The 22,476-nt window shown below is 37.3% G+C and carries 13 protein-coding genes, 3 tRNA genes and 5 rRNA genes; 18 read left to right on the top strand and 3 right to left on the bottom strand.

What is annotated here, in order from left to right; genetic code table 11:
• The first annotated feature begins 177 nt into the window (after positions 1-177).
• The 3 genes from CLMAG_RS26395 to CLMAG_RS26385 all read left to right on the top strand — a co-directional run bounded on the left by CLMAG_RS26395 (position 178) and on the right by CLMAG_RS26385 (position 3,319).
• Positions 178-3,081 (top strand): 23S ribosomal RNA (locus tag CLMAG_RS26395).
• A 40-nt stretch (positions 3,082-3,121) separates the two neighbouring features.
• Positions 3,122-3,238: ribosomal RNA gene (gene rrf / locus CLMAG_RS26390) — 5S ribosomal RNA — on the top strand.
• A gap of 6 nt (positions 3,239-3,244) precedes the next feature.
• Positions 3,245-3,319, top strand: a tRNA-Asn gene (locus CLMAG_RS26385).
• 57 nt (positions 3,320-3,376) lie between these two features.
• On the opposite strand, the gene yyaC is transcribed toward CLMAG_RS26385, so the two are convergent.
• Positions 3,377-4,054 (bottom strand): spore protease YyaC, encoded by a 678-nt coding sequence (yyaC, locus tag CLMAG_RS26380; protein ID WP_139264337.1) that lies wholly within the window; start codon positions 4,052-4,054, stop codon positions 3,377-3,379.
• Positions 4,055-4,306: 252 nt separating this feature from the next.
• Here yyaC and CLMAG_RS26375 point away from each other — a divergent pair, with 252 nt between their 5' ends.
• From CLMAG_RS26375 to CLMAG_RS26325, 11 genes are all read left to right on the top strand, one after another.
• Positions 4,307-5,200 carry a LysR family transcriptional regulator gene (locus tag CLMAG_RS26375; protein ID WP_341421016.1) on the top strand — a complete coding sequence of 298 codons (894 nt, stop codon included), beginning with the start codon at positions 4,307-4,309 and terminating at the stop codon, positions 5,198-5,200.
• Positions 5,201-5,328: 128 nt separating this feature from the next.
• A complete protein-coding gene (locus tag CLMAG_RS26370) occupies positions 5,329-6,177 on the top strand; it encodes a 4Fe-4S binding protein (protein WP_066629929.1) in 849 nt (282 codons plus the stop codon).
• Positions 6,178-6,545: 368 nt separating this feature from the next.
• Positions 6,546-6,986 carry a heat shock protein Hsp18 gene (gene hsp18 / locus CLMAG_RS26365; protein WP_066629926.1) on the top strand — a complete coding sequence of 147 codons (441 nt, stop codon included), beginning with the start codon at positions 6,546-6,548 and terminating at the stop codon, positions 6,984-6,986.
• Positions 6,987-7,373: 387 nt separating this feature from the next.
• Positions 7,374-8,354 (top strand): EFR1 family ferrodoxin, encoded by a 981-nt coding sequence (locus tag CLMAG_RS26360; protein WP_066629923.1) that lies wholly within the window; start codon positions 7,374-7,376, stop codon positions 8,352-8,354.
• A 506-nt stretch (positions 8,355-8,860) separates the two neighbouring features.
• Positions 8,861-10,370: ribosomal RNA gene (locus tag CLMAG_RS26355) — 16S ribosomal RNA — on the top strand.
• A gap of 122 nt (positions 10,371-10,492) precedes the next feature.
• Positions 10,493-10,568: transfer RNA gene (locus CLMAG_RS26350), tRNA-Ala, on the top strand.
• 262 nt (positions 10,569-10,830) lie between these two features.
• Positions 10,831-13,733 (top strand): 23S ribosomal RNA (locus CLMAG_RS26345).
• Between the two features lie 246 nt (positions 13,734-13,979).
• Positions 13,980-14,096, top strand: a 5S ribosomal RNA gene (rrf, locus tag CLMAG_RS26340).
• The 16S, 23S and 5S rRNA genes sit together here with 2 tRNA genes alongside, the layout of an rRNA operon.
• Before the next feature lie 6 nt (positions 14,097-14,102).
• A tRNA-Lys gene (locus CLMAG_RS26335) sits at positions 14,103-14,178 on the top strand.
• Between the two features lie 271 nt (positions 14,179-14,449).
• Positions 14,450-15,019 (top strand): TetR/AcrR family transcriptional regulator, encoded by a 570-nt coding sequence (locus CLMAG_RS26330; protein ID WP_066629920.1) that lies wholly within the window; start codon positions 14,450-14,452, stop codon positions 15,017-15,019.
• A 115-nt stretch (positions 15,020-15,134) separates the two neighbouring features.
• Positions 15,135-16,571 carry a DHA2 family efflux MFS transporter permease subunit gene (locus tag CLMAG_RS26325; protein ID WP_066629917.1) on the top strand — a complete coding sequence of 479 codons (1,437 nt, stop codon included), beginning with the start codon at positions 15,135-15,137 and terminating at the stop codon, positions 16,569-16,571.
• A 137-nt stretch (positions 16,572-16,708) separates the two neighbouring features.
• On the opposite strand, the gene CLMAG_RS26320 is transcribed toward CLMAG_RS26325, so the two are convergent.
• Positions 16,709-17,359 carry a TetR/AcrR family transcriptional regulator gene (locus tag CLMAG_RS26320; RefSeq protein WP_066629914.1) on the bottom strand — a complete coding sequence of 217 codons (651 nt, stop codon included), beginning with the start codon at positions 17,357-17,359 and terminating at the stop codon, positions 16,709-16,711.
• A gap of 379 nt (positions 17,360-17,738) precedes the next feature.
• Here CLMAG_RS26320 and CLMAG_RS26315 point away from each other — a divergent pair, with 379 nt between their 5' ends.
• The 4 genes from CLMAG_RS26315 (at position 17,739) to CLMAG_RS26300 (ending at position 21,383) form a co-directional block, all read left to right on the top strand.
• Positions 17,739-18,536, top strand: a complete 798-nt coding sequence (locus CLMAG_RS26315; protein ID WP_066629911.1) for a methyltetrahydrofolate cobalamin methyltransferase — start codon at positions 17,739-17,741, stop codon at positions 18,534-18,536.
• A 346-nt stretch (positions 18,537-18,882) separates the two neighbouring features.
• Positions 18,883-19,506, top strand: coding sequence for a cobalamin B12-binding domain-containing protein (locus tag CLMAG_RS26310; protein ID WP_066629908.1), 624 nt, complete (start codon positions 18,883-18,885; stop codon positions 19,504-19,506).
• Between the two features lie 13 nt (positions 19,507-19,519).
• A complete protein-coding gene (locus tag CLMAG_RS26305; RefSeq protein WP_242873146.1) occupies positions 19,520-20,617 on the top strand; it encodes a uroporphyrinogen decarboxylase family protein in 1,098 nt (365 codons plus the stop codon).
• Positions 20,618-21,194: 577 nt separating this feature from the next.
• A complete protein-coding gene (locus CLMAG_RS26300) occupies positions 21,195-21,383 on the top strand; it encodes a hypothetical protein (protein ID WP_066629898.1) in 189 nt (62 codons plus the stop codon).
• Positions 21,384-21,494: 111 nt separating this feature from the next.
• Here the strand turns inward: CLMAG_RS26300 and CLMAG_RS26295 are convergent, their stop codons facing one another.
• A complete protein-coding gene (locus tag CLMAG_RS26295; protein ID WP_066629895.1) occupies positions 21,495-22,436 on the bottom strand; it encodes a LysR family transcriptional regulator in 942 nt (313 codons plus the stop codon).
• Positions 22,437-22,476 lie beyond the last annotated feature (40 nt).

Here is a 22,476-nt window from a genome sequence, read left to right as displayed (position 1 = left end):
TACTTATACGAAAGTATATTTAACACCTTTGTAGATTTTATGAACTAAAACCAGAAAATTGATAGAAGCAGCAGTCAAGGAAAGCTTGAGCGAGGAGCGGAGTTTACTTATGGTAAATGAGCACCGCAGCGAGGAATTGACGAAGAAGTGCGAAGTTTAATAGCAATTTTCGGTATAGGTCAAGCTACAAAGGGCGCATGGTGAATGCCTTGGCACCAGAAGCCGAAGAAGGACGCGATAAGCTGCGATAAGCTTTGGGTAGGCGCAAATAGCCAGTGATCCAGAGATTTCCGAATGGGGCAACCCACATTACTAACAGTAATGTACTGTAAACTGAATAAATAGGTTTATAGAGGTATACCCGGGGAACTGAAACATCTAAGTACCCGGAGGAAGAGAAAGAAAAATCGATTTTCTAAGTAGCGGCGAGCGAAAGGGAAAGAGCCCAAACCAGGAACTTGTTCCTGGGGTTGCGGATAGACCATAAATACTGTAATTCTTTAACTGAAGAGAGCTGGAAGGCTCCGCCGTAGAAGGTAAAAGCCCTGTAAGTGAAAAAAAAGAGCAGTCAGGTCTAATCCAGAGTACCACGAGACACGTGAAACCTTGTGGGAAGCAGGGAGGACCACCTCCCAAGGCTAAATACTAACTGGTGACCGATAGTGAAGCAGTACCGTGAGGGAAAGGTGAAAAGAACCCCGGAAGGGGAGTGAAATAGAACCTGAAACCGTGTGTCCACAATCAGTCGAAGCACTTTTATGTGCGACGGCGTGCTTTTTGTAGAACGAGCCAGCGAGTTACGATGTGTAGCAAGGTTAAATACTTAAGGTATGGAGCCGAAGGGAAACCGAGTCTGAATAGGGCGAGAAGTTGCATGTCGTAGACCCGAAACCGGGTGACCTATCCATGGACAGGTTGAAGCGGAAGTAAAATTCCGTGGAGGACCGAACCACGTTGGTGTTGAAAAACCATGGGATGAGCTGTGGATAGCGGAGAAATTCCAATCGAACTCGGAGATAGCTGGTTCTCCTCGAAATAGCTTTAGGGCTAGCGTTTTGAATGAGTAATGGAGGTAGAGCACTGAATGGGCTAGGGGCTGACAACAGTTACTGAACCCTATCAAACTCCGAATGCCATATACTTGAATCAAAGCAGTCAGACTACGAATGATAAGATCCGTGGTCAAAAGGGAAACAGCCCAGACCATCAGCTAAGGTCCCAAAGTGTAAGTTAAGTGGAAAAGGATGTGGGATTTCTAAGACAACTAGGATGTTGGCTTAGAAGCAGCCACTCATTTAAAGAGTGCGTAATAGCTCACTAGTCGAGAGATCCTGCGCCGAAGATGTCCGGGGCTAAAACTTACCACCGAAGCTATGGATTGATACGTAAGTATCAGTGGTAGAGGAGCTTCCTGTATGGGTTGAAGTCGTACCGTAAGGAGCGGTGGACTGTACAGGAGTGAGTATGCTGGCATAAGTAGCGAGAAATAAGTGAGAATCTTATTGGTCGAAAACCTAAGGTTTCCTGAGGAAGGCTCGTCCGCTCAGGGTTAGTCGGGGCCTAAGCCGAGGCCGAAAGGCGTAGGTGATGGACAATCGGTTGATATTCCGATACCGCCAACTGACGTTATTACAAATGGGATGACGCAGGAGGATAAGATGTGCGCACTATTGGATGTGCGTCTAAGCGTTTAAGTATACAGGATAGGCAAATCCGCCTGTATTAGCTGAGACGTGATGGGGAGCCCTTATGGGCGAAGTATCTGATTCCACGCTGCCAAGAAAAGTCTCTATGGAGGATGTTGGCGCCCGTACCGCAAACCGACACAGGTAGGTGAGGAGAGAATCCTAAGACCAGCGGAAGAATTGTTGTCAAGGAACTCGGCAAATTGACCCCGTAACTTCGGGAGAAGGGGTGCCTACGCAAGTAGGTCGCAGAGAATAGGCCCAAGCAACTGTTTAGCAAAAACACAGGTCTCTGCTAAAGCGAAAGCTGAAGTATAGGGGCTGACGCCTGCCCGGTGCTGGAAGGTTAAGGGGAATACTTAGCGCAAGCGAAGGTATGAACTTAAGCCCCAGTAAACGGCGGCCGTAACTATAACGGTCCTAAGGTAGCGAAATTCCTTGTCGGGTAAGTTCCGACCCGCACGAATGGCGTAATGATTTGGGCACTGTCTCGACAACAAATCCGGCGAAATTGTATTGCGAGTGAAGATGCTCGCTACCCGCGATTGGACGGAAAGACCCCGTAGAGCTTTACTGTAGCTTAGCATTGAATTTCGGTATTGTCTGTACAGGATAGGTGGGAGACTGAGAAACAAGGGCGTCAGCCTTTGTGGAGTCAACCTTGGGATACCACCCTGACAGTACTGGGATTCTAACCGGCGGCCATGAAACTGGTCACGGGACATTGTTAGGTGGGCAGTTTGACTGGGGCGGTCGCCTCCAAAAAAGTAACGGAGGCGCCCAAAGGTTCCCTCAGAACGGTTGGAAATCGTTCGAAGAGTGCAAAGGCAGAAGGGAGCCTGACTGCGACACAAACAAGTGGAGCAGGGACGAAAGTCGGGCTTAGTGATCCGGTGGTTCCTCGTGGGAGGGCCATCGCTCAACGGATAAAAGCTACCTCGGGGATAACAGGCTGATCTCCCCCAAGAGTCCACATCGACGGGGAGGTTTGGCACCTCGATGTCGGCTCGTCGCATCCTGGGGCTGAAGTAGGTCCCAAGGGTTGGGCTGTTCGCCCATTAAAGCGGCACGCGAGCTGGGTTCAGAACGTCGTGAGACAGTTCGGTCCCTATCCGTCGCGGGCGTAGGAAATTTGAGAGGAGCTGTCCTTAGTACGAGAGGACCGGGATGGACTGACCTCTGGTGCACCAGTTGTTCCGCCAGGAGCACAGCTGGGTAGCTATGTCAGGACGGGATAAACGCTGAAAGCATCTAAGCGTGAAGCCCACCTCAAGATAAGATTTCCCATAGCATAAGCTAGTAAGACCCCTTGAAGAACACAAGGTTGATAGGTTAGAGGTGTAAGCATGGTAACATGTTCAGCTGACTAATACTAATAGGTCGAGGGCTTGACCTAATTTTCACTGTGCAATTTTGAAAGAACAAAATTCTTTCAATCTGGTGATTATGACGTAAAGGTAACACCCGTTCCCATTCCGAACACGAAGGTTAAGCTTTACAGTGCTGATGGTACTGCACGGGAGACTGTGTGGAAAAGTAAGTCGTCGCCAGGTAAATGTTCCGTGGTAGCTCAATGGTGGAGCATTCGGCTGTTAACCGAAGGGTTGGAGGTTCGAATCCTCTCCACGGAGCCATTTTTTTATTTTTTGGTAAATACATATTATATAGAAAAATATTTCGTATCTGCATATCTATTTTAAACAATCTCTATCGCTATGATTCATAAAGCTCAACATGTCATCTTTATGAAGATAAATAGATTTATAACTTTCAACTGAGTTCATTAGAATATCTACTATTTTATTAGCCACACATATTACATCTCGTAGTCGGATTTCATGTAACTTAATATCATCATCACTAACAGCTATAATTCCTACTATGGATACGTTTCCTACATCCGGTAGGTGTTTATTTGTTCCAGCACCAGGATGGACAGGATAGTCTCTTAAGTGAATTTCAAATTGAGATTCTTCATGACCATAACAGGCATCAATGGCTATAAAAAAACCATCAGGATGATTATTTTTAATTTTAGTTAAGGAATCTTCTAAATTAATAGCATGAATAGGGCTTTCTATTGTTCCATAGATAGGAAAATCAAATCCTCTAGATTCTAAAATACTTCCAACAAAAGGTGCTAAACTATCAAATATCCATTTATCTGTACCAATACAAACTATAACTAGATTGTCTAAATTATCCTTTATAAGTTCGTGAAAAAATGCAACTCCATTATAAAGTGTTTCATCTTTTCCTATAATAAATTTCTTTGTTTGTGATTCCTCTTTAGTATAAGAAGAAGAGGAATCAACTAGAGAATCTTTTTTGAAAATTTTATTCCATAGGATATTATCAAAGAAACTCATAATATCTCTCATCCTTATTACAGATTTTTGTAAAAATGTATCTTTAATTAGATTTTATCATATTTTGTTTATTTATTTAATAGTTTTTCTACATAATGAAATAAAATTTGATAAAATACAGCTAAGAGTTTGTTTAGTTATATTGCTAAATTTGATTAGTAATACAACTTACAATTATATTTATAATTGCTATTACTTTATTAATTATGGTAATATTAGCAAAGAAATCTATATGAATAGGTGATTAGAATGATGGATATAAGATTGACTACATTTCTGATTGTGGCTGAAATAAAAAACTTTACTAAAGCTGGTGACATACTGAATTTAACACAACCAGCAGTATCTCAACATATTAAGTTTTTAGAAGAATATTACGGTACAGATTTAATAAAAAAGCAAGGAAGAACTATAGATTTAACAGAAGCAGGGGAAGTCCTATTTAAATATGCAAAAGAATTAGATGTATTATATAGAAGTTTAGAAACAGATGTTAGAAATAGTTCTGAAAATAAAAAAGTCTATAATGTAGGGGCTACAATGACTATTGGAGGATATGTGCTGCCATACATTTTAGGTGAATATAAAGAGGTATATAAAAATACGGATATACTTCTTCAAGTAAATAATACAGAGGAAATTATAAATAAACTTTTAAATAGATATATTCATTTTGCATTGGTAGAGGGACCGTTTAATAAGAATAAGTTTAATTATAAAAAGTTTAAAGATGACGAACTTGTTTTAGCAGTATCTGCAAAACATGAATTTTGTGAAAGACAAAGTGTTGAGATAGAAGAAGTTATAAGTGGAAGATTAATATTAAGAGAAAAAGGATCTGGGACAAGAAAAATATTTGAAAATAAGCTTATTGAATTAGGATATGATTTAGAAAGCATGAAAGTCTACATGGAAATAGGGGATATAAGTGCTATAAAGTCACTAGTTGAATCAAACTTAGGTTATACCATTATTTCAAGGGAAGCGATAAAAAGAGAATCGAGGCTTGGAGTAATAAAAATAGTTCCTATACGAGATATAAATATACTTAGAGAATTTAATTTTATCTATTTAGGCGAATCAGAGGAGAAATTTATTAATGATTTTATAAGTTTCTGCAGTAAGTATATCAAAAAAACTCTCTAGTACATAAGATTATTTTATACATATATAAGTTTTTATGATTTATGTTTTTTTATGGTATTTGTTATAATTATTAGGTAACAAGAATAAATAGTTTATATATTATCAAAATAAAATGGGGGAACAAAAACATGAATAAAGAAGAATTAGCAGAATTAAAACTTCAAGGATTTATTAATCAAAGAGATACTAATTATTTTTCATTGAGAATAATAGCAAAGTCTGGAAATATGGAATCTGATAAAATGGAAAAGGTACTTCAGCTTGCAAATAAATACGGAAGAGGATATATAGGATTTACAACTCGTTTAGGAATTGAGATACCATGGATAAAAGAAAAGGATATTGAGAATGTAAAGAAAGACCTAGCTGAATTTGGTCTTTTAGCAGGAGGAACTGGAAAAAAGATAAGACCTCTTGTAGCCTGTAAGGGAACAGTCTGTACTCATGGTTTAGTAGATACTCAGGGTATATGCAGTAAATTACATGACAAGTATTTTGGATATAAATTGCCAGCTAAGTTTAAAATAGGAATAGTTGGATGTCCTAATAATTGTGCAAAGGCATCTTTAAATGACCTTGGCTTTATGGGTCAAAAAGTACCAAAATTAGAAGAAGATAATTGTACAGGATGCGGACTGTGTGTATCGGTATGTAAAGTAGGCGCTATTGAGAAAGTGGACAAAAAGGTAAGCCGTGATTCTGAAAAGTGTGTAGCATGCGGAAAATGTATCGGTGCTTGTAAATTCAATGCCATGACAACTGATAAAGAAGGTGTTGCAATATTTTTAGGAGGAAAGTTTGGTAGAAAACATAGAGTAGGAGATAAGGTTAATAGCATTTTTTCAGTAAAGGAATTAGATGGAGTTATGAAAAAGGTATTAGATTACTATGCTGAAAATGGAACTACTGGTGAAAGATTTGCTGATATGATTGATAGAGTAGGCTATCAAAACTTGAAAGAAGAATTAATAAAATAAGTGTAAATAGTTCGATACCTGGCAGTTTGTCAGGTATTATTTTATTGTTCTTAAACATTTCAGCGTACTCTAATTATAATTTGAATAATACGCAAATTGATTTTCCTTGTAAACTATAAAAATAGTATATGACAGGGTGCCGCATACTTAGTATTTTCTATTTTAATTTAGTTTTATAAAAAATTATGCAGAAGAGTTCTTTAATGTTAAAGTTGACTCAAAATTTCTAGTTTATCTTTCAAGATTTTTGTTAAAATAATTTATGTAAAGAACATATTAATTCTTTCAATCAACCTAATAAGGTTCTTGTTTTTAGCTTTTAACTTTTATTGTTTAGTTAAAGATATAAACTAAGGAGGGAGTTAAGGATGTTTCACATGGTACCTTTTAAAAAGAATGATTTAATGAGAAGGGATGATTTTTTTTCTCCACTTTTAAAAAACTTTTTCAGTGATGATTTCCTTTCAACAATGCATGACTTACAGGGAAACTTTAAAGTTGATTTAAAGGAAACAGAGCAAAACTATCAATTGGAAGCAGATTTACCTGGAATTAAAAAAGAAGATATAAATATAAAGTTTAATAACAACTATCTAGTAATTAGTGCAAAGCGAGATGAGTCTATAGAAGATAATAAGGAAAACTATGTTAGACGTGAAAGACATTATGGTGAGTTTAATCGAAGTTTCTATATAGACAATATAGATGAAAGCAAGATTGATGCTTCATTTATTGATGGAGTTTTAAGGATCACTCTTCCTAAGTTAACTAAAGGTAACGATAAAAAGAAAAAAATAGATATTCACTAGTAAATAAAAAAGTTATTAAGAGAAGCCCATTTAATTTGTAGCTCTGACTACAAATTGAATGGGCTTATTTTATATAGTTATAACAGTGTAGATAGAGTGTATGGTATAATTTTCATGATAACTAAACAATAGTAATGAAGTGAAAACTTGAGTCAGATGGAGTTTCAAACTCCACCTGATTCTTAGTTGAGCGAATCCAGGGACGTAGCCGCTCACAACGTACACTTTGAAGAAAAGCAGAGAACCAAAATCTATGATTTTGTGTGAATCGCTTTCACAGAGTGTGTATGGGAGTATTAGAGCGGGTAGTCATCGGATAAATTTATTAGGACAAAACATAAATTATTTCATTAATAATAAATATTAATTTATTAGGGGATGTTATTAATGGACAAGTATCTTATTCACTACTTTTCAGGAACAGGTAACACATATCATATGGTAAAATTAATTGAAAAAGAACTAAAAAATAATGGATATGAAGTGTATTTATTAAATATTGAAAAGAACAACAATAATGATTTAGTAAAATTTAAGTTGCATATATTTTGTTATCCTATCTACGGATTTGGAACACCTGCCATTGTTCTAAAGTATATTTCAAATCTTCAAGCTGTAAGTGGGTGTAAAGCGGTTATAATATGTAGTTGTGCTGGATTTGAGGGGCAATCTTTATACCATTTAAGATTTCTATTAAAGAACAAAGGATTTGATGTCTTTTTAACAGATTTTGTTGTTCACACTTATAATTGGACACAAGTATTTAATCCACAAGATGAAAAGACAGAAGAAAATATATTTGCGAAGGCTGATATTAAAACAGTAGAACTAGTACACAAGATAAGTAAGAACAAAAATTATTTAAAAAAACGGAATGCGGTGAGCTTATTATGGTCTTGTATTGTCTTTACTATATATAGCAAAGTAGCACATAGGATTTTAGGAAAAACATTTATAGCTGACAGCTCTTGTACTAATTGTGGAAAGTGCAAAAGTATCTGTCCTGTAAAAGCAATAGATATGAAAAATGGAAGGCCAAATTGGAATTGGAATTGCGAAACTTGCCAGAGGTGCATTAATATTTGTCCATGTAAGTCAATTCAGTTATCTGTAGTGAAGTTATGTATGTTTATACTTTCGGAGCTAGCACCAATTTTCATAATAATACACATAAATAAGTATAGATACGATTTGCCGACAGTATTAGATATTTTAATATACTGCATAATGTTTATCATAAGTACGTTACTAACTAACAAATTGATATGGATTATGGAAAAAGTGCCGCTGCTCAGAAGTATTTTAGAGTTTAGTTACACAAAAAAATATAGAAGAAATATGGAGAAAGATTTTAAGAGAAGGCTATAATTAAAGTAGTATCTCATAAACTAACTCAGGCGTGTCTCTATATAAAATAGTGAGCAAATTGAAGAATATGTTGGTATTAGCAATGTTATTTTTATATAGAGATGCATATTTATTATTTTATATATGTTTATCCGTGGTAAGATATCACTTGTCGCTTGAGGACGTAGCAAATACAACAGAAGAGTGATTCAGTTTAATTATATTGCTACGGGACAGACCAATTGGTATAAAGATACTAATTGACAGTACTAAGGAATGATGATAAAATATGATTCCTGTCGCAAATCAGCGATAACAAATAGCAGGTAACTTGGTAATAAATTATTAGTTGACAAGCTAACATGAAGATGATAAGATATAAATCCAGTCGTAAATAAGCGACATGATCCTTGAAAATTAAACAGAGGTTAAAAGTCTAAATGACTTTTATTAAATAAACTAAACCAGCAATTCTTTAACTACTATAATATAGTAGTGAGTAAAAATGTAATGAGCATTCAAACTTTTAAATTGAGAGTTTGATCCTGGCTCAGGACGAACGCTGGCGGCGTGCCTAACACATGCAAGTCGAGCGATGAAGCCCTTCGGGGTGGATTAGCGGCGGACGGGTGAGTAACACGTGGGTAACCTGCCTCAAAGAGGGGGATAGCCTCCCGAAAGGGAGATTAATACCGCATAACATTAGTTTTTCGCATGAAGAACTAATTAAAGGAGTAATCCGCTTTGAGATGGACCCGCGGCGCATTAGCTAGTTGGTGAGGTAAAGGCTCACCAAGGCGACGATGCGTAGCCGACCTGAGAGGGTGATCGGCCACATTGGAACTGAGACACGGTCCAGACTCCTACGGGAGGCAGCAGTGGGGAATATTGCACAATGGGCGAAAGCCTGATGCAGCAACGCCGCGTGAGTGATGAAGGCCTTCGGGTTGTAAAGCTCTGTCTTTTGGGACGATAATGACGGTACCAAAGGAGGAAGCCACGGCTAACTACGTGCCAGCAGCCGCGGTAATACGTAGGTGGCGAGCGTTGTCCGGATTTACTGGGCGTAAAGGATGCGTAGGCGGATATTTAAGTGAGATGTGAAATACCCGAGCTTAACTTGGGTGCTGCATTTCAAACTGGATATCTAGAGTGCGGGAGAGGAGAATGGAATTCCTAGTGTAGCGGTGAAATGCGTAGAGATTAGGAAGAACACCAGTGGCGAAGGCGATTCTCTGGACCGTAACTGACGCTGAGGCATGAAAGCGTGGGTAGCAAACAGGATTAGATACCCTGGTAGTCCACGCCGTAAACGATGAGTACTAGGTGTAGGAGGGTCCAACCTTCTGTGCCGCAGTTAACACAATAAGTACTCCGCCTGGGAAGTACGATCGCAAGATTAAAACTCAAAGGAATTGACGGGGGCCCGCACAAGCAGCGGAGCATGTGGTTTAATTCGAAGCAACGCGAAGAACCTTACCTGGACTTGACATCCCCTGAATAGTGCAGAGATGCATGAAGCCCTTCGGGGCAGGGAGACAGGTGGTGCATGGTTGTCGTCAGCTCGTGTCGTGAGATGTTAGGTTAAGTCCTGCAACGAGCGCAACCCCTATCATTAGTTGCTACCATTAAGTTGAGCACTCTAGTGAGACTGCCCGGGTTAACCGGGAGGAAGGTGGGGATGACGTCAAATCATCATGCCCCTTATGTCCAGGGCTACACACGTGCTACAATGGTAGGTACAGAGAGATGCAAGACCGCGAGGTGGAGCAAAACTCAAAAACCTATCCCAGTTCGGATTGTAGGCTGCAACTCGCCTACATGAAGCCGGAGTTGCTAGTAATCGCGAATCAGAATGTCGCGGTGAATACGTTCCCGGGCCTTGTACACACCGCCCGTCACACCATGAGAGCTGGCAACACCCGAAGTCCGTGAGGTAACCTGTAAAGGAGCCAGCGGCCGAAGGTGGGGTTAGTGATTGGGGTGAAGTCGTAACAAGGTAGCCGTAGGAGAACCTGCGGCTGGATCACCTCCTTTCTAAGGATAATACAGACAGGTAATGCTGTCTGAAAGACTGGTTGTTTAGCCTCTGTTTAATTTTGAAGAATTATTATGTATCGACTAGATATGTCGGTATGTTTAAGTGAATCTTCAAAAATGGGGGTATAGCTCAGCTGGGAGAGCACCTGCCTTGCACGCAGGGGGTCAAGGGTTCGAATCCCTTTATCTCCACCATTTGTTCTTTGAAAATTGCACAGTGAAGAATCGTTAAACAATCGCAATTGTTTAACAAATAAAAGTAAAGCTAAAGGTAAATTACTTATACGAAAGTATATTTAACACCTTTGTAACTTTAAAGATTGAAACTAGAAAATTGATAGTAACGAGCAATTCGAGGAAAGGCTTGAATGAGGAGCGGAATTTACTGACTGGTAAATGAGCACCGCAATGAAGGACTTGACGAAGAAGTGCGAAGTTAATAGCAATTTTCGGTATAGGTCAAGCTACAAAGGGCGCATGGTGAATGCCTTGGCACCAGAAGCCGAAGAAGGACGCGATAAGCTGCGATAAGCTTTGGGTAGGCGCAAATAGCCAGTGATCCAGAGATTTCCGAATGGGGCAACCCACATTACTAACGTAATGTACTATAAACTGAATTCATAGGTTTATAGAGGTATACCCGGGGAACTGAAACATCTAAGTACCCGGAGGAAGAGAAAGAAAAATCGATTTTCTAAGTAGCGGCGAGCGAAAGGGAAAGAGCCCAAACCAGGAACTTGTTCCTGGGGTTGCGGATAGACCATAAATACTGCGATTTTTTAACTGAAGAGAGCTGGAAGGCTCCGCCGTAGAAGGTAAAAGCCCTGTAAGTGAAAAGGAAGAGCAGTCAGGTCTAATCCAGAGTACCACGAGACACGTGAAACCTTGTGGGAAGCAGGGAGGACCACCTCCCAAGGCTAAATACTAACTGGTGACCGATAGTGAAGCAGTACCGTGAGGGAAAGGTGAAAAGAACCCCGGAAGGGGAGTGAAATAGAACCTGAAACCGTGTGTCCACAATCAGTCGAAGCACTTTTATGTGCGACGGCGTGCTTTTTGTAGAACGAGCCAGCGAGTTACGATGTGTAGCAAGGTTAAATACTTAAGGTATGGAGCCGAAGGGAAACCGAGTCTGAATAGGGCGAAAAGTTGCATGTCGTAGACCCGAAACCGGGTGACCTATCCATGGACAGGTTGAAGCGGAAGTAAAATTCCGTGGAGGACCGAACCACGTTGGTGTTGAAAAACCATGGGATGAGCTGTGGATAGCGGAGAAATTCCAATCGAACTCGGAGATAGCTGGTTCTCCTCGAAATAGCTTTAGGGCTAGCGTTTTGAATGAGTAATGGAGGTAGAGCACTGAATGGGCTAGGGGCTGACAACAGTTACTGAACCCTATCAAACTCCGAATGCCATATACTTGAATCAAAGCAGTCAGACTACGAATGATAAGATCCGTGGTCAAAAGGGAAACAGCCCAGACCATCAGCTAAGGTCCCAAAGTGTAAGTTAAGTGGAAAAGGATGTGGGATTTCTAAGACAACTAGGATGTTGGCTTAGAAGCAGCCACTCATTTAAAGAGTGCGTAATAGCTCACTAGTCGAGAGATCCTGCGCCGAAGATGTCCGGGGCTAAAACTTACCACCGAAGCTATGGATTGATACGTAAGTATCAGTGGTAGAGGAGCTTCCTGTATGGGTTGAAGTCGTACCGAAAGGAGCGGTGGACTGTACAGGAGTGAGTATGCTGGCATAAGTAGCGAGAAATAAGTGAGAATCTTATTGGTCGAAAACCTAAGGTTTCCTGAGGAAGGCTCGTCCGCTCAGGGTTAGTCGGGGCCTAAGCCGAGGCCGAAAGGCGTAGGTGATGGACAATCGGTTGATATTCCGATACCGCCAACTGACGTTATTACAAATGGGATGACGCAGGAGGATAAGATTTGCGCACTATTGGATGTGCGTCTAAGCGTTTAGGTATACAGGATAGGCAAATCCGCCTGTATTAGCTGAGACGTGATGGGGAGCCCTTATGGGCGAAGTATCTGATTCCACGCTGCCAAGAAAAGTCTCTATGGAGGATGTTGGCGCCCGTACCGCAAACCGACACAGGTAGGTGAGGAGAGAATCCTAAGACCAGCGGAAGAATTGTTGTCAAGGAACTCGGCAAATTGACCCCGTAACTTCGGGAGAAGGGGTGCCTACGCAAGTAGGTCGCAGAGAATAGGCCCAAGCAACTGTTTAGCAAAAACACAGGTCTCTGCTAAAGCGAAAGCTGAAGTATAGGGGCTGACGCCTGCCCGGTGCTGGAAGGTTAAGGGGAATACTTAGCGCAAGCGAAGGTATGAACTTAAGCCCCAGTAAACGGCGGCCGTAACTATAACGGTCCTAAGGTAGCGAAATTCCTTGTCGGGTAAGTTCCGACCCGCACGAATGGCGTAATGATTTGGGCACTGTCTCGACAACAAATCCGGCGAAATTGTATTGCGAGTGAAGATGCTCGCTACCCGCGATTGGACGGAAAGACCCCGTAGAGCTTTACTGTAGCTTAGCATTGAATTTCGGTATTGTCTGTACAGGATAGGTGGGAGACTGAGAAACAAGGGCGTCAGCCTTTGTGGAGTCAACCTTGGGATACCACCCTGACAGTACTGGGATTCTAACCGGCGGCCATGAAACTGGTCACGGGACATTGTTAGGTGGGCAGTTTGACTGGGGCGGTCGCCTCCAAAAAAGTAACGGAGGCGCCCAAAGGTTCCCTCAGAACGGTTGGAAATCGTTCGAAGAGTGCAAAGGCAGAAGGGAGCCTGACTGCGACACAAACAAGTGGAGCAGGGACGAAAGTCGGGCTTAGTGATCCGGTGGTTCCTCGTGGGAGGGCCATCGCTCAACGGATAAAAGCTACCTCGGGGATAACAGGCTGATCTCCCCCAAGAGTCCACATCGACGGGGAGGTTTGGCACCTCGATGTCGGCTCGTCGCATCCTGGGGCTGAAGTAGGTCCCAAGGGTTGGGCTGTTCGCCCATTAAAGCGGCACGCGAGCTGGGTTCAGAACGTCGTGAGACAGTTCGGTCCCTATCCGTCGCGGGCGTAGGAAATTTGAGAGGAGCTGTCCTTAGTACGAGAGGACCGGGATGGACTGACCTCTGGTGCACCAGTTGTTCCGCCAGGAGCACAGCTGGGTAGCTATGTCAGGACGGGATAAACGCTGAAAGCATCTAAGCGTGAAGCCCACCTCAAGATAAGATTTCCCATAGCATAAGCTAGTAAGACCCCTTGAAGAACACAAGGTTGATAGGTTAGAGGTGTAAGCATGGTAACATGTTCAGCTGACTAATACTAATAGGTCGAGGGCTTGACCTAATTTTCACTGTGCAATTTTGAAAGAATAACATCTTTCAAACAAAAAGTAACAACAAAATTGATAGAAGCGAGCAGTACAAGGAAGCGACTGAGCGAGGAACAGAGTTTACTGGTGTAAATGAGTACCGCAGCGATGGAGCTGACGCAGTAATGCGAAGCTTATAGAAGTTTTTATAATGAAACTCACTCAGCAGAGCTGAGGAGTACCATGCTTCTAAAAAATCATAGATTTTAAGAATCATGGCATCTGGTGATTATGACGTAAAGGTAACACCCGTTCCCATTCCGAACACGAAGGTTAAGCTTTACAGTGCTGATGGTACTGCACGGGAGACTGTGTGGAAGAGTAAGTCGTCGCCAGGTTTGTATGGTTTACTAGCTCAGTCGGTAGAGCACTTGACTTTTAATCAAGTTGTCCGGGGTTCGATTCCCCGGTAAGCCACCAAAAAGCATCTTTTGAAGGTGCTTTTTTTATTTTACAGAAAGTTTCTATTTTTGTCTGATTAATTTGATTTATAGAAACAACCTTTTTTATGTAAAATAGTAAAGGGACTAATTGAAAATCTTATTCTGAATTAGTTCTTTTGTGATAATTAGATAAAATAAAACTTAGTAAAAATAAATAAGAAGCATAATTAAACATTGAAATTAATAAAAATTAGATTTATAATTATATGTAGACCAGTTACTATAATAAGTTTGGAAGGTATAGAATTATGAAAAGCAATGCAAATACAAAAGAAAAATTTATTGAAACTGCATATAAACTTTTTCAGGTTAAGGGATATAATGCAACTGGATTAAATGAAATTCTAAAAGAGAGTGGAGCTCCAAAAGGTTCGTTGTATTATCATTTTCCAAATGGAAAAGAAGAACTTGCCTTAGAATCAATTGAATTAGCAGGGGAAAAAATAGCTACAAACTTAAGAAAAATGTTAGATATGTTTCAAAATCCTATTGATGGTATTATCTTTAATATTAATAATATGGCAGAAATAATAGATCATAATAAAAAAATGGAAGACATGTCTATAAGTTTAATAGCCTTAGAAATATACGACTCTAGTGAGACTTTAAGAACAGCTTGCGAAAAAAAATTTGAATCAATAGAGAGAATATATGTTGAAAAGTTAATTGATTATGGAATTAATGAAAACAAGGCTAAAGATATAGCGACAGCTATTTCAGCTTTGACAGAAGGAGCTATTATGCTTAGTTTAACTAGGAGAAATGGTGAAGCACTAAGAAAAGTTGGAGATCAAATAGGAAAACTAATAGATGGGTAGAACTTATTAACTATTACCTTAAAGCTGATGAAATATTGGAAAATAAAGCATTTAAAAGATGTTTTATTTTTTAATATTTAATATATAGACTGGTCTAATGAATGGAGGATAACAAATGAAGAAAAGAAACAAAGTAAGCACTACAAGGGAAGTAAATTCAACAGCAATCATATCAGTATTAGTAATGAGTGCGTTTATAGCTACATTTAATGAAACTATATTAAATGTAGCACTATCAGGAATTATGAAGGAGATGAATATTACAGCTGGAACTGTTCAATGGTTAATCACAGCCTATATGATAGTAACATCAGTTATGGTACCTGTTACAGCGTTTCTTATTGAAACATTTAAAACTAAACAATTATTTTTAACTGCATTAGGATTATTATTGTTAGGAACATTGTCTGCAGCATGTTCACAATCCTTTATTATATTGATGATTTCTAGAATAATACAGGCTTCTGGGACAGGTATGATGATTCCGATTATGATGAATACAGTATTATTAGTAGCACCAAAGGAAAAAATAGGTTCATTAATGGCCATATGTGTATGTGCAATCTCACTTGGACCAGCATTTGGACCAACGGTTTCAGGAATTATACTGCAGTATTTTAGTTGGCATGTATTATTTACAGCGTTAATTCCAATTATAGTACTAGTTATGGTTATAGGAAAGTTAGTATTAGTTGATGTAGCAGAGATTACAAAACCTAAAATAGATTTTTTATCAATCATTTTATCAACTATAGGGCTTGGAACTATAATATATGGAATAAGCAGCATTAGTGCAGGTGATGTTAAAGTTACTTCAATAAGCTTTGTATTAGGAGTAATTTGTATGATAATATTTATAAAACGTCAAGTTACTTTGGAAGAACCTATGCTAAACTTATCACCATTCAAATATCGAAAATTCACAACAGGGGTGTTGTTAGTAATGGTATCAATGATGATTATGTTTACTATGAATGTAATGTTGCCAATGTTTATGGAAGGATCACTTGGAACAACGAGCTTCATAGCAGCTCTTGCATTATTACCAGCTGTAATCTGCAATGGAATTGTTACAGCAATAGGCGGAAAAATTTATGACAAGTATGGTGTAAAGTGGTTAGTACCAGTGGGATTAGCAGTAACAACTATATCTATATTTATTTTAACTTGCTCTAATAGTGAAACATCTTTAATGAAGATAATAATAGCTTATACCTGTGTATGTGTAGGAGTTGGATTTACTATGTCACCATGTCAAACACATTCATTGAATCAGTTACCAAAACGATATTATCCTCATGGGGTAGCTATAGTGAATACACTTCAACAAGTTTCAGCGGCAATTGGTTCATCACTTTTTATGGGAATAATGTCAGCAGTTCAAATTCAAACTTTATCGGCAAAACATGTAACAAATGAAGTTGCAATAGCTTCTGGATTTACAAGTGCGACAAGGATGGCACTTGGCATTACTATAATTGGTTTGATTTTGTCATTTGCTTTTGGAGTTGATAAGAATGGATTAAGTAGTAAGAAAGAAAAGATTGCATAGTCTGTCAGCACAATACAAAGACGTTGCTATTAACTAGACTTTATAGCCCTGCAGGTTTTGCAGGGCTATTATATATAAGAATGATTGCAAGTTTTCATAATTTTAATATTAAGTAAATATTGAATAAAGCATAGTAGCTATACCAAAAGCTTTATATGAGATAAGTCATTTTTCTCTATAAATTCAATTGCTCTCTCTATATATCCCTTCATAATTTTTTCATCGACTTTTAAAAGTCTGCCCATCATTGTATAAATAGTAATAGTCAGATCTAAAGAACTGTCAAACAGGTCATTCTCAACAAATTCCAAAATAAACTCACGCCTTATACCAAAGTCTGCAGAGAATATTCGAGTAATTTCTTTTTCATCAATATCAAGGTTAAGCTCTCGCACAAAATTAGGATAGAATCTTCTTAAGTTTTTCCCAAGAACTGTGAAGATTGACAATTTAGTTATAACATCATAATGAAATTTTTTACAGTTATCATCGTCAAAAATTATTTTATAGTATACAAAAGAAGCTATGGTATTCTTTTCTAAACTAGTCATTTTTCGATTTCTAACGTTATCTATATAAGCATATATCTTCATTACATATTCAGCATAAATATCAGATATTAAGGCTTCTTTAGTACTAAAGTAATAGGTAAAAGTGCCTAATTTCACATCAGACTGATTGCAAATTTCCTTTACTGTGGTATCTGAAAAACCTTTATTATAAAATAATTCCTTAGCAGTTTGTAAGATTTTCTGCTCAGTAACTATTCCTTTATGTGATCTTTTCATTTTGACCTCCCATTTAGTAGGGTGATTCTCATAAAATTTCTATAATAAGTATAAAGAGAGTGCACTATTGTTATTGAATTTAATAACAAAAGTTACTTTTCATAAATAAAACATTATCATAATTCTTAACTGATTGCTAGTGGTTCTGACAACAGTATTAATATAAACACAATTATTCTAAAATAATAAATATTAGAATTGCAAATGTTGTAAAAAATAGTAAAATTATAAATTTTACGAAAATTTATTGACATATAGTGGCACTAAGTATTATAATAAAAATCGTAAATGATAAAAGTTTACGAAAATAGGGTGGCAAATAGAAACTATATATTACTATAAGAAGTAAGATTAGAGTGATTAAAGGGTGGGAAAATAAATGTTAATTATAGGCGAATTAATAAATACAAGTAGAAAAGCGATTCGTGAAGCTGTTGAAAAGAAAGATGGACAATATATACAGCAAATTGCAAAGGCACAAGAAGAAGCCGGAGCTACATATATTGATGTGAATTGTGGAACATTTATGGAGACTGAAGTTGAAACTATGGAATGGTTGGTTGAAAACGTTCTTCAGGCAACTACTCTACCATTATGTATAGACAGCCCTAATCCTCTAGCTTTGGAGGCAGGATTAAAGAAGGCTATTAATGGCAAATCAATGATTAATTCTATAACTGATGAAACACCAAGATGGAATGCAATACTACCTTTAGTAAAGGAATACAATACAAAAATTGTTGCATTGTGTATTGATGACGGTGGAATGCCTAAGACAAATGAAGATAGAATTAGAATTGCGGATACAATAATTAACAAGTTAACTGCAGAAGGAGTTAATATAGATGATATATATATAGATCCTCTTATAAAACCAATAAGTGCGGGAGAGCAGAATGGAATAGAGGTATTACAAGCAATACAACATATAATGGAAAGTCATCCAGGAGTACACACTACTTGCGGATTAAGTAATATATCCTATGCATTACCTGCAAGAAAAGTATTGAACAGATTATTCATGGTACAAACTATGGCTCGTGGAATGGACTCCTATATAATGGATCCTACAAACAAAGAAATGAGAGCAGCATTACTTGCCTCTCAAACATTACTGGGACAGGACAGATTTTCAAGAAAGTTCTTAAAAGGATTCCGTCAAGGATTATATGAATAACAATAACATGACTGAAATGTTTTTTGCAACTGATGGACAACTTTAAAATCAGTAAGCTTAGATAGAAACTTCCCTCAATATAGGGGATAATGCAAATGCTATGAGAGTAGCCAAATAAAGCCCATCTCTTTACTAAGGATAAATATGCTATTAACGAAGTATTACATATTATAAAAATATTACATATTGATAAATACCATATTAATAATTATGGTATCAAGGATAAAGTGTGCTTCTGTGCTATTTAAGTATAATTTATCCTTAGTAAGTTGATTATATTTTATTGATAATTATAACAAAAAGTACATTATATAAAAATTATTGAGTATTACAAGGAGAATATATTATGAGTAAAAGACTAGTAGAAGCAATGGCTGATCTTGATGAGGACGTTGTATTAGAAGAGGTAAAAGCGTTAAAAGAGCAGGGAGTAGATCCACTAGATATTATAGCAAGCTTACAAGAAGGTATGGGAATTGTAGGAAAGAGATTTGAAGAAAAAGAATATTTTTTATCAGAACTTATTATGTCTGCAGAAGTATTTAATGAGGCGTCCCAGTTACTTGGCGGAATGGAACAATCAGGATCGTCTAAATATGGAGTTTTTGTTTTAGGGACAATCTATGACGATATCCATGATATAGGAAAAAATATCGTAACAACTGTAATGAGAAGTAATGGCTTTGAAGTAATCGATTTAGGTGTTGATGTACCTACAGCTAAATTTATCGAAGCTATAAAGGAGTACAAGCCAAAAGTAGTTGGTATTTCATGTCTTTTAACTACATGTTTTGATAATGTTAAGGAATGTATACAAGCTATAGAAGATGCAGGACTTAGAAATGATACAAAGATTCTTATCGGAGGAGGCCCTGTTGATGAGGCTACTGGTAAGTATGTAAAAGCAGATGTAGTAGCTAAGAATGCGCAGAATACTGTAGATTATTGCAAAGAACTTGTAGAGGTGTAGTAGTGTGAAAACAATGCAAGAAATATATAATCAACGTTTAGATAGGTTAAATAAGGCTATAGCACTAGAGAAACCAGATAGAACACCTATTATACTGCAAATGGATGGTTTTTGTGCTACTCATATGGGTTACACATTAGCTGACCTTTGTAAAGGTGTAAGAGAATCAAATAAAATTATGCTGGAATCATTAAAAGAGTTAGGAGATGTAGATGGAAGTGAATCAGCCTTTGGTGCAGCTTCTGTATTTCCATTGACATTTATGGCAAGAGTTAAACTTCCAGGACGTGAGTTGGCTGACAATATGCTTTGGCAGCTTGATGAAGCAGAAATGATCTTCCCAGAAGATTACGACACAATTATAAATAAAGGTTGGAACAACTTTGCACCAGGTTATTTAAGAGATAGATTAAAAGTTAATGTTGATGAAATTGTGCAGGAGTTGTCTTATGGACCACAAGCAACTAAAAATATTACTGATGCAGGGTATGTTGTATATAAACAATCAACAGCTTTAACAGTAAATGAATATTTAGGCGGTGGCCGCTCAATGGTTAAATTAATGAGAGACTTATTTAAAATTCCAGATAAGGTTGAAGCGACATTGGAAGTTATGCAAAAAGAAATAGTAGAAGATTTGAGAAAGCAAATCAGAGCTACAAAAGCTTCAGTAGTATTCCTTTCCCCAGCACGTGGAGCTAGTGAATTCTTCTCACCTAAGTTATGGGAGCGCTTTGTATGGAAATATATTAAGGAAACAGCAGATGCTATTATAGAAGAGGGTGCTGCATGTAGCATACATATGGACGGAAACTGGGAACGTGACCTTAATTACTTTAAGGATTTCCCAAAAGGAAAAATTATAATTGAAACAGATGGAGCAACAGACATCTACAAGATAAAAGATATTCTTGGAAACAATGCTTGTATTAAAGGAGACGTTCCAGCAGCAAAACTTGCTCTTGGTACTCCTGATGATGTATACAATTATTCTGAGCAGCTCATCAAGGATATGGGAAATGGATTTATCTTATCTAGTGGATGTTCAATACCTCCAAATGCTAAGGTTGAAAATGTAAAAGCAATGATTTCTGCAGCAACTGGCAGGTAGAGTGTTAAATACACTGAGGGAGATATTATGGAAAAGGGTTTAAAAAAACCTATTATTTTTCTTTACAAAATTACACCTAGTAGTCTTGAAAAGATGCAAAAAGAGATTGTGGAAAGAAAAGAGCGTTAACCTTTAATTTAATAGAAATGCTGACACACATAAGATGTCAGCATTTTTTTTATTATTTTACTATCAAACCATGACGGTTATTCTATTTAGATACTCACTAATGAAAATCATAGATACCAATAGTACAGCTAATGCAACAAGCCTAATAAATAATTAAGTTGTACCACTTTTTAAGTTTTTACGTATTATATAGTATAGAGAAGAATAGTCAGAATAGTTAGAAAAAATGAACTACCATTTTTATATCATCATTGCTTTTATAATTATAACTAAATCACATATCTTAGGTAAAGCAGCACTGATAAATTTTTACTTTCTTTACTTACTTGCAGAACTTTTATTGGAACGATCTTCTTGAATGTTGGCAAAGTCTTCTAATATCTTTGAGAATGACAATGGGAGATGTATTAAGTTTAAATTAAAAAAGTCAACGAAAGGAGGTTTAACAATGTTTGAAAATCTATTTGTTATATTAGCGTTAATAGGTTTAGTTATATTTCAAATAACCTCAATAGTATCATTAAAGTCCGAGTTAAAAAAATATATTAGCTTATCAGAGGAAAAAGATGAGAAGTATAAGTTGTTTTACGAAGCTTTGGAAGATAAGAGGAAATCACCAATGATCGATAAAAAATAATGAGTCAAATACAATGAAGAATAAGTATCAGTGATATAGATTTAATCTACTAGGCTTTCCCTATACAATAAAACCCACCACAATACTAATAAAAGTGTTGTGGTGGGTTATTTAATCTTTATTTTGAACATGGTTTTGTTCTTTTTTCAATTTACTCCAATAATCTGAAGCTAATGTGATAAAATCTTCTGTAGGTTTGCTTAGGTAGCCCCCTTTTTTATACATAGCAACAACTCTTAATTGGGGTTTTTGTGGCAAAGAAAAATAAACAACATCTTTAGAATTTATTACATAATGTTCTGGTAATATAGTACAACATAAATTATTTCTTACCATATAAATCAGTGTTCTGCAGCTCTTTGTTTCAAATAGGATTTTTGGAGAAAATCCCGCATCTTGAAACGAAGGATTTATAGCCTCTCGAATCGTACTACCCTTACAAATTAATACGAAATTATCCTCTTTTAATAAAGCTAAATCAATATCCTTGAGTGAATCACCATACATACTTCCACTACTTGCTAAAGGATGACTAGAAGGAATGGCCACTATAATATCTTCTTTTAAAATAGAAGTATATACATTGTCGTTTTTCTGCATATCATCAGATAAAGTTAAAAATCCAACATCTAATTCTCTGCGATTAATCATAGCTTCTTGCTCTTTTACACTTAGTTCAACTGGCTCTACTGTGACGTTTGGATGTAATTTATGAAACTCAGGATAAACTGATGCAAACATAGATATGCCTCGCTCCGGCGTTAATCCTATAGATAAATGAGTGTTTTTCATATTTATCAAATCACTAATACGGTTATATGTTTCTTTTTTTAGTCTAAGGATCTCCTTTGCAGTCGCAATATATATTTCGCCGACTTCTGTTAAATGCCAGTTTGTTCTGGAACGATAAAATAGGGGAGAACCTAATTCCTTTTCTAACTTTAAGAGTTGTTGATTCAATGCTGATTGAGTAATAAATAGTTTTTCTGCTGCTTTTGTTATATTCTTTTCTTTTGCAATTTGTACCATATATTCAAGTTGTTTTAAATCCATAAATATCTCTCTTTTCTATAAGTTTTTCTAAGAGTTTTCT

Source organism: Clostridium magnum DSM 2767 (assembly GCF_001623875.1).
Classification (GTDB): Bacteria; Bacillota; Clostridia; order Clostridiales; family Clostridiaceae; genus Clostridium_AM; species Clostridium_AM magnum.
The sequence above is the reverse complement of the archived record's forward strand: the minus strand, read 5'-3'. Positions and strand labels throughout refer to the sequence as shown.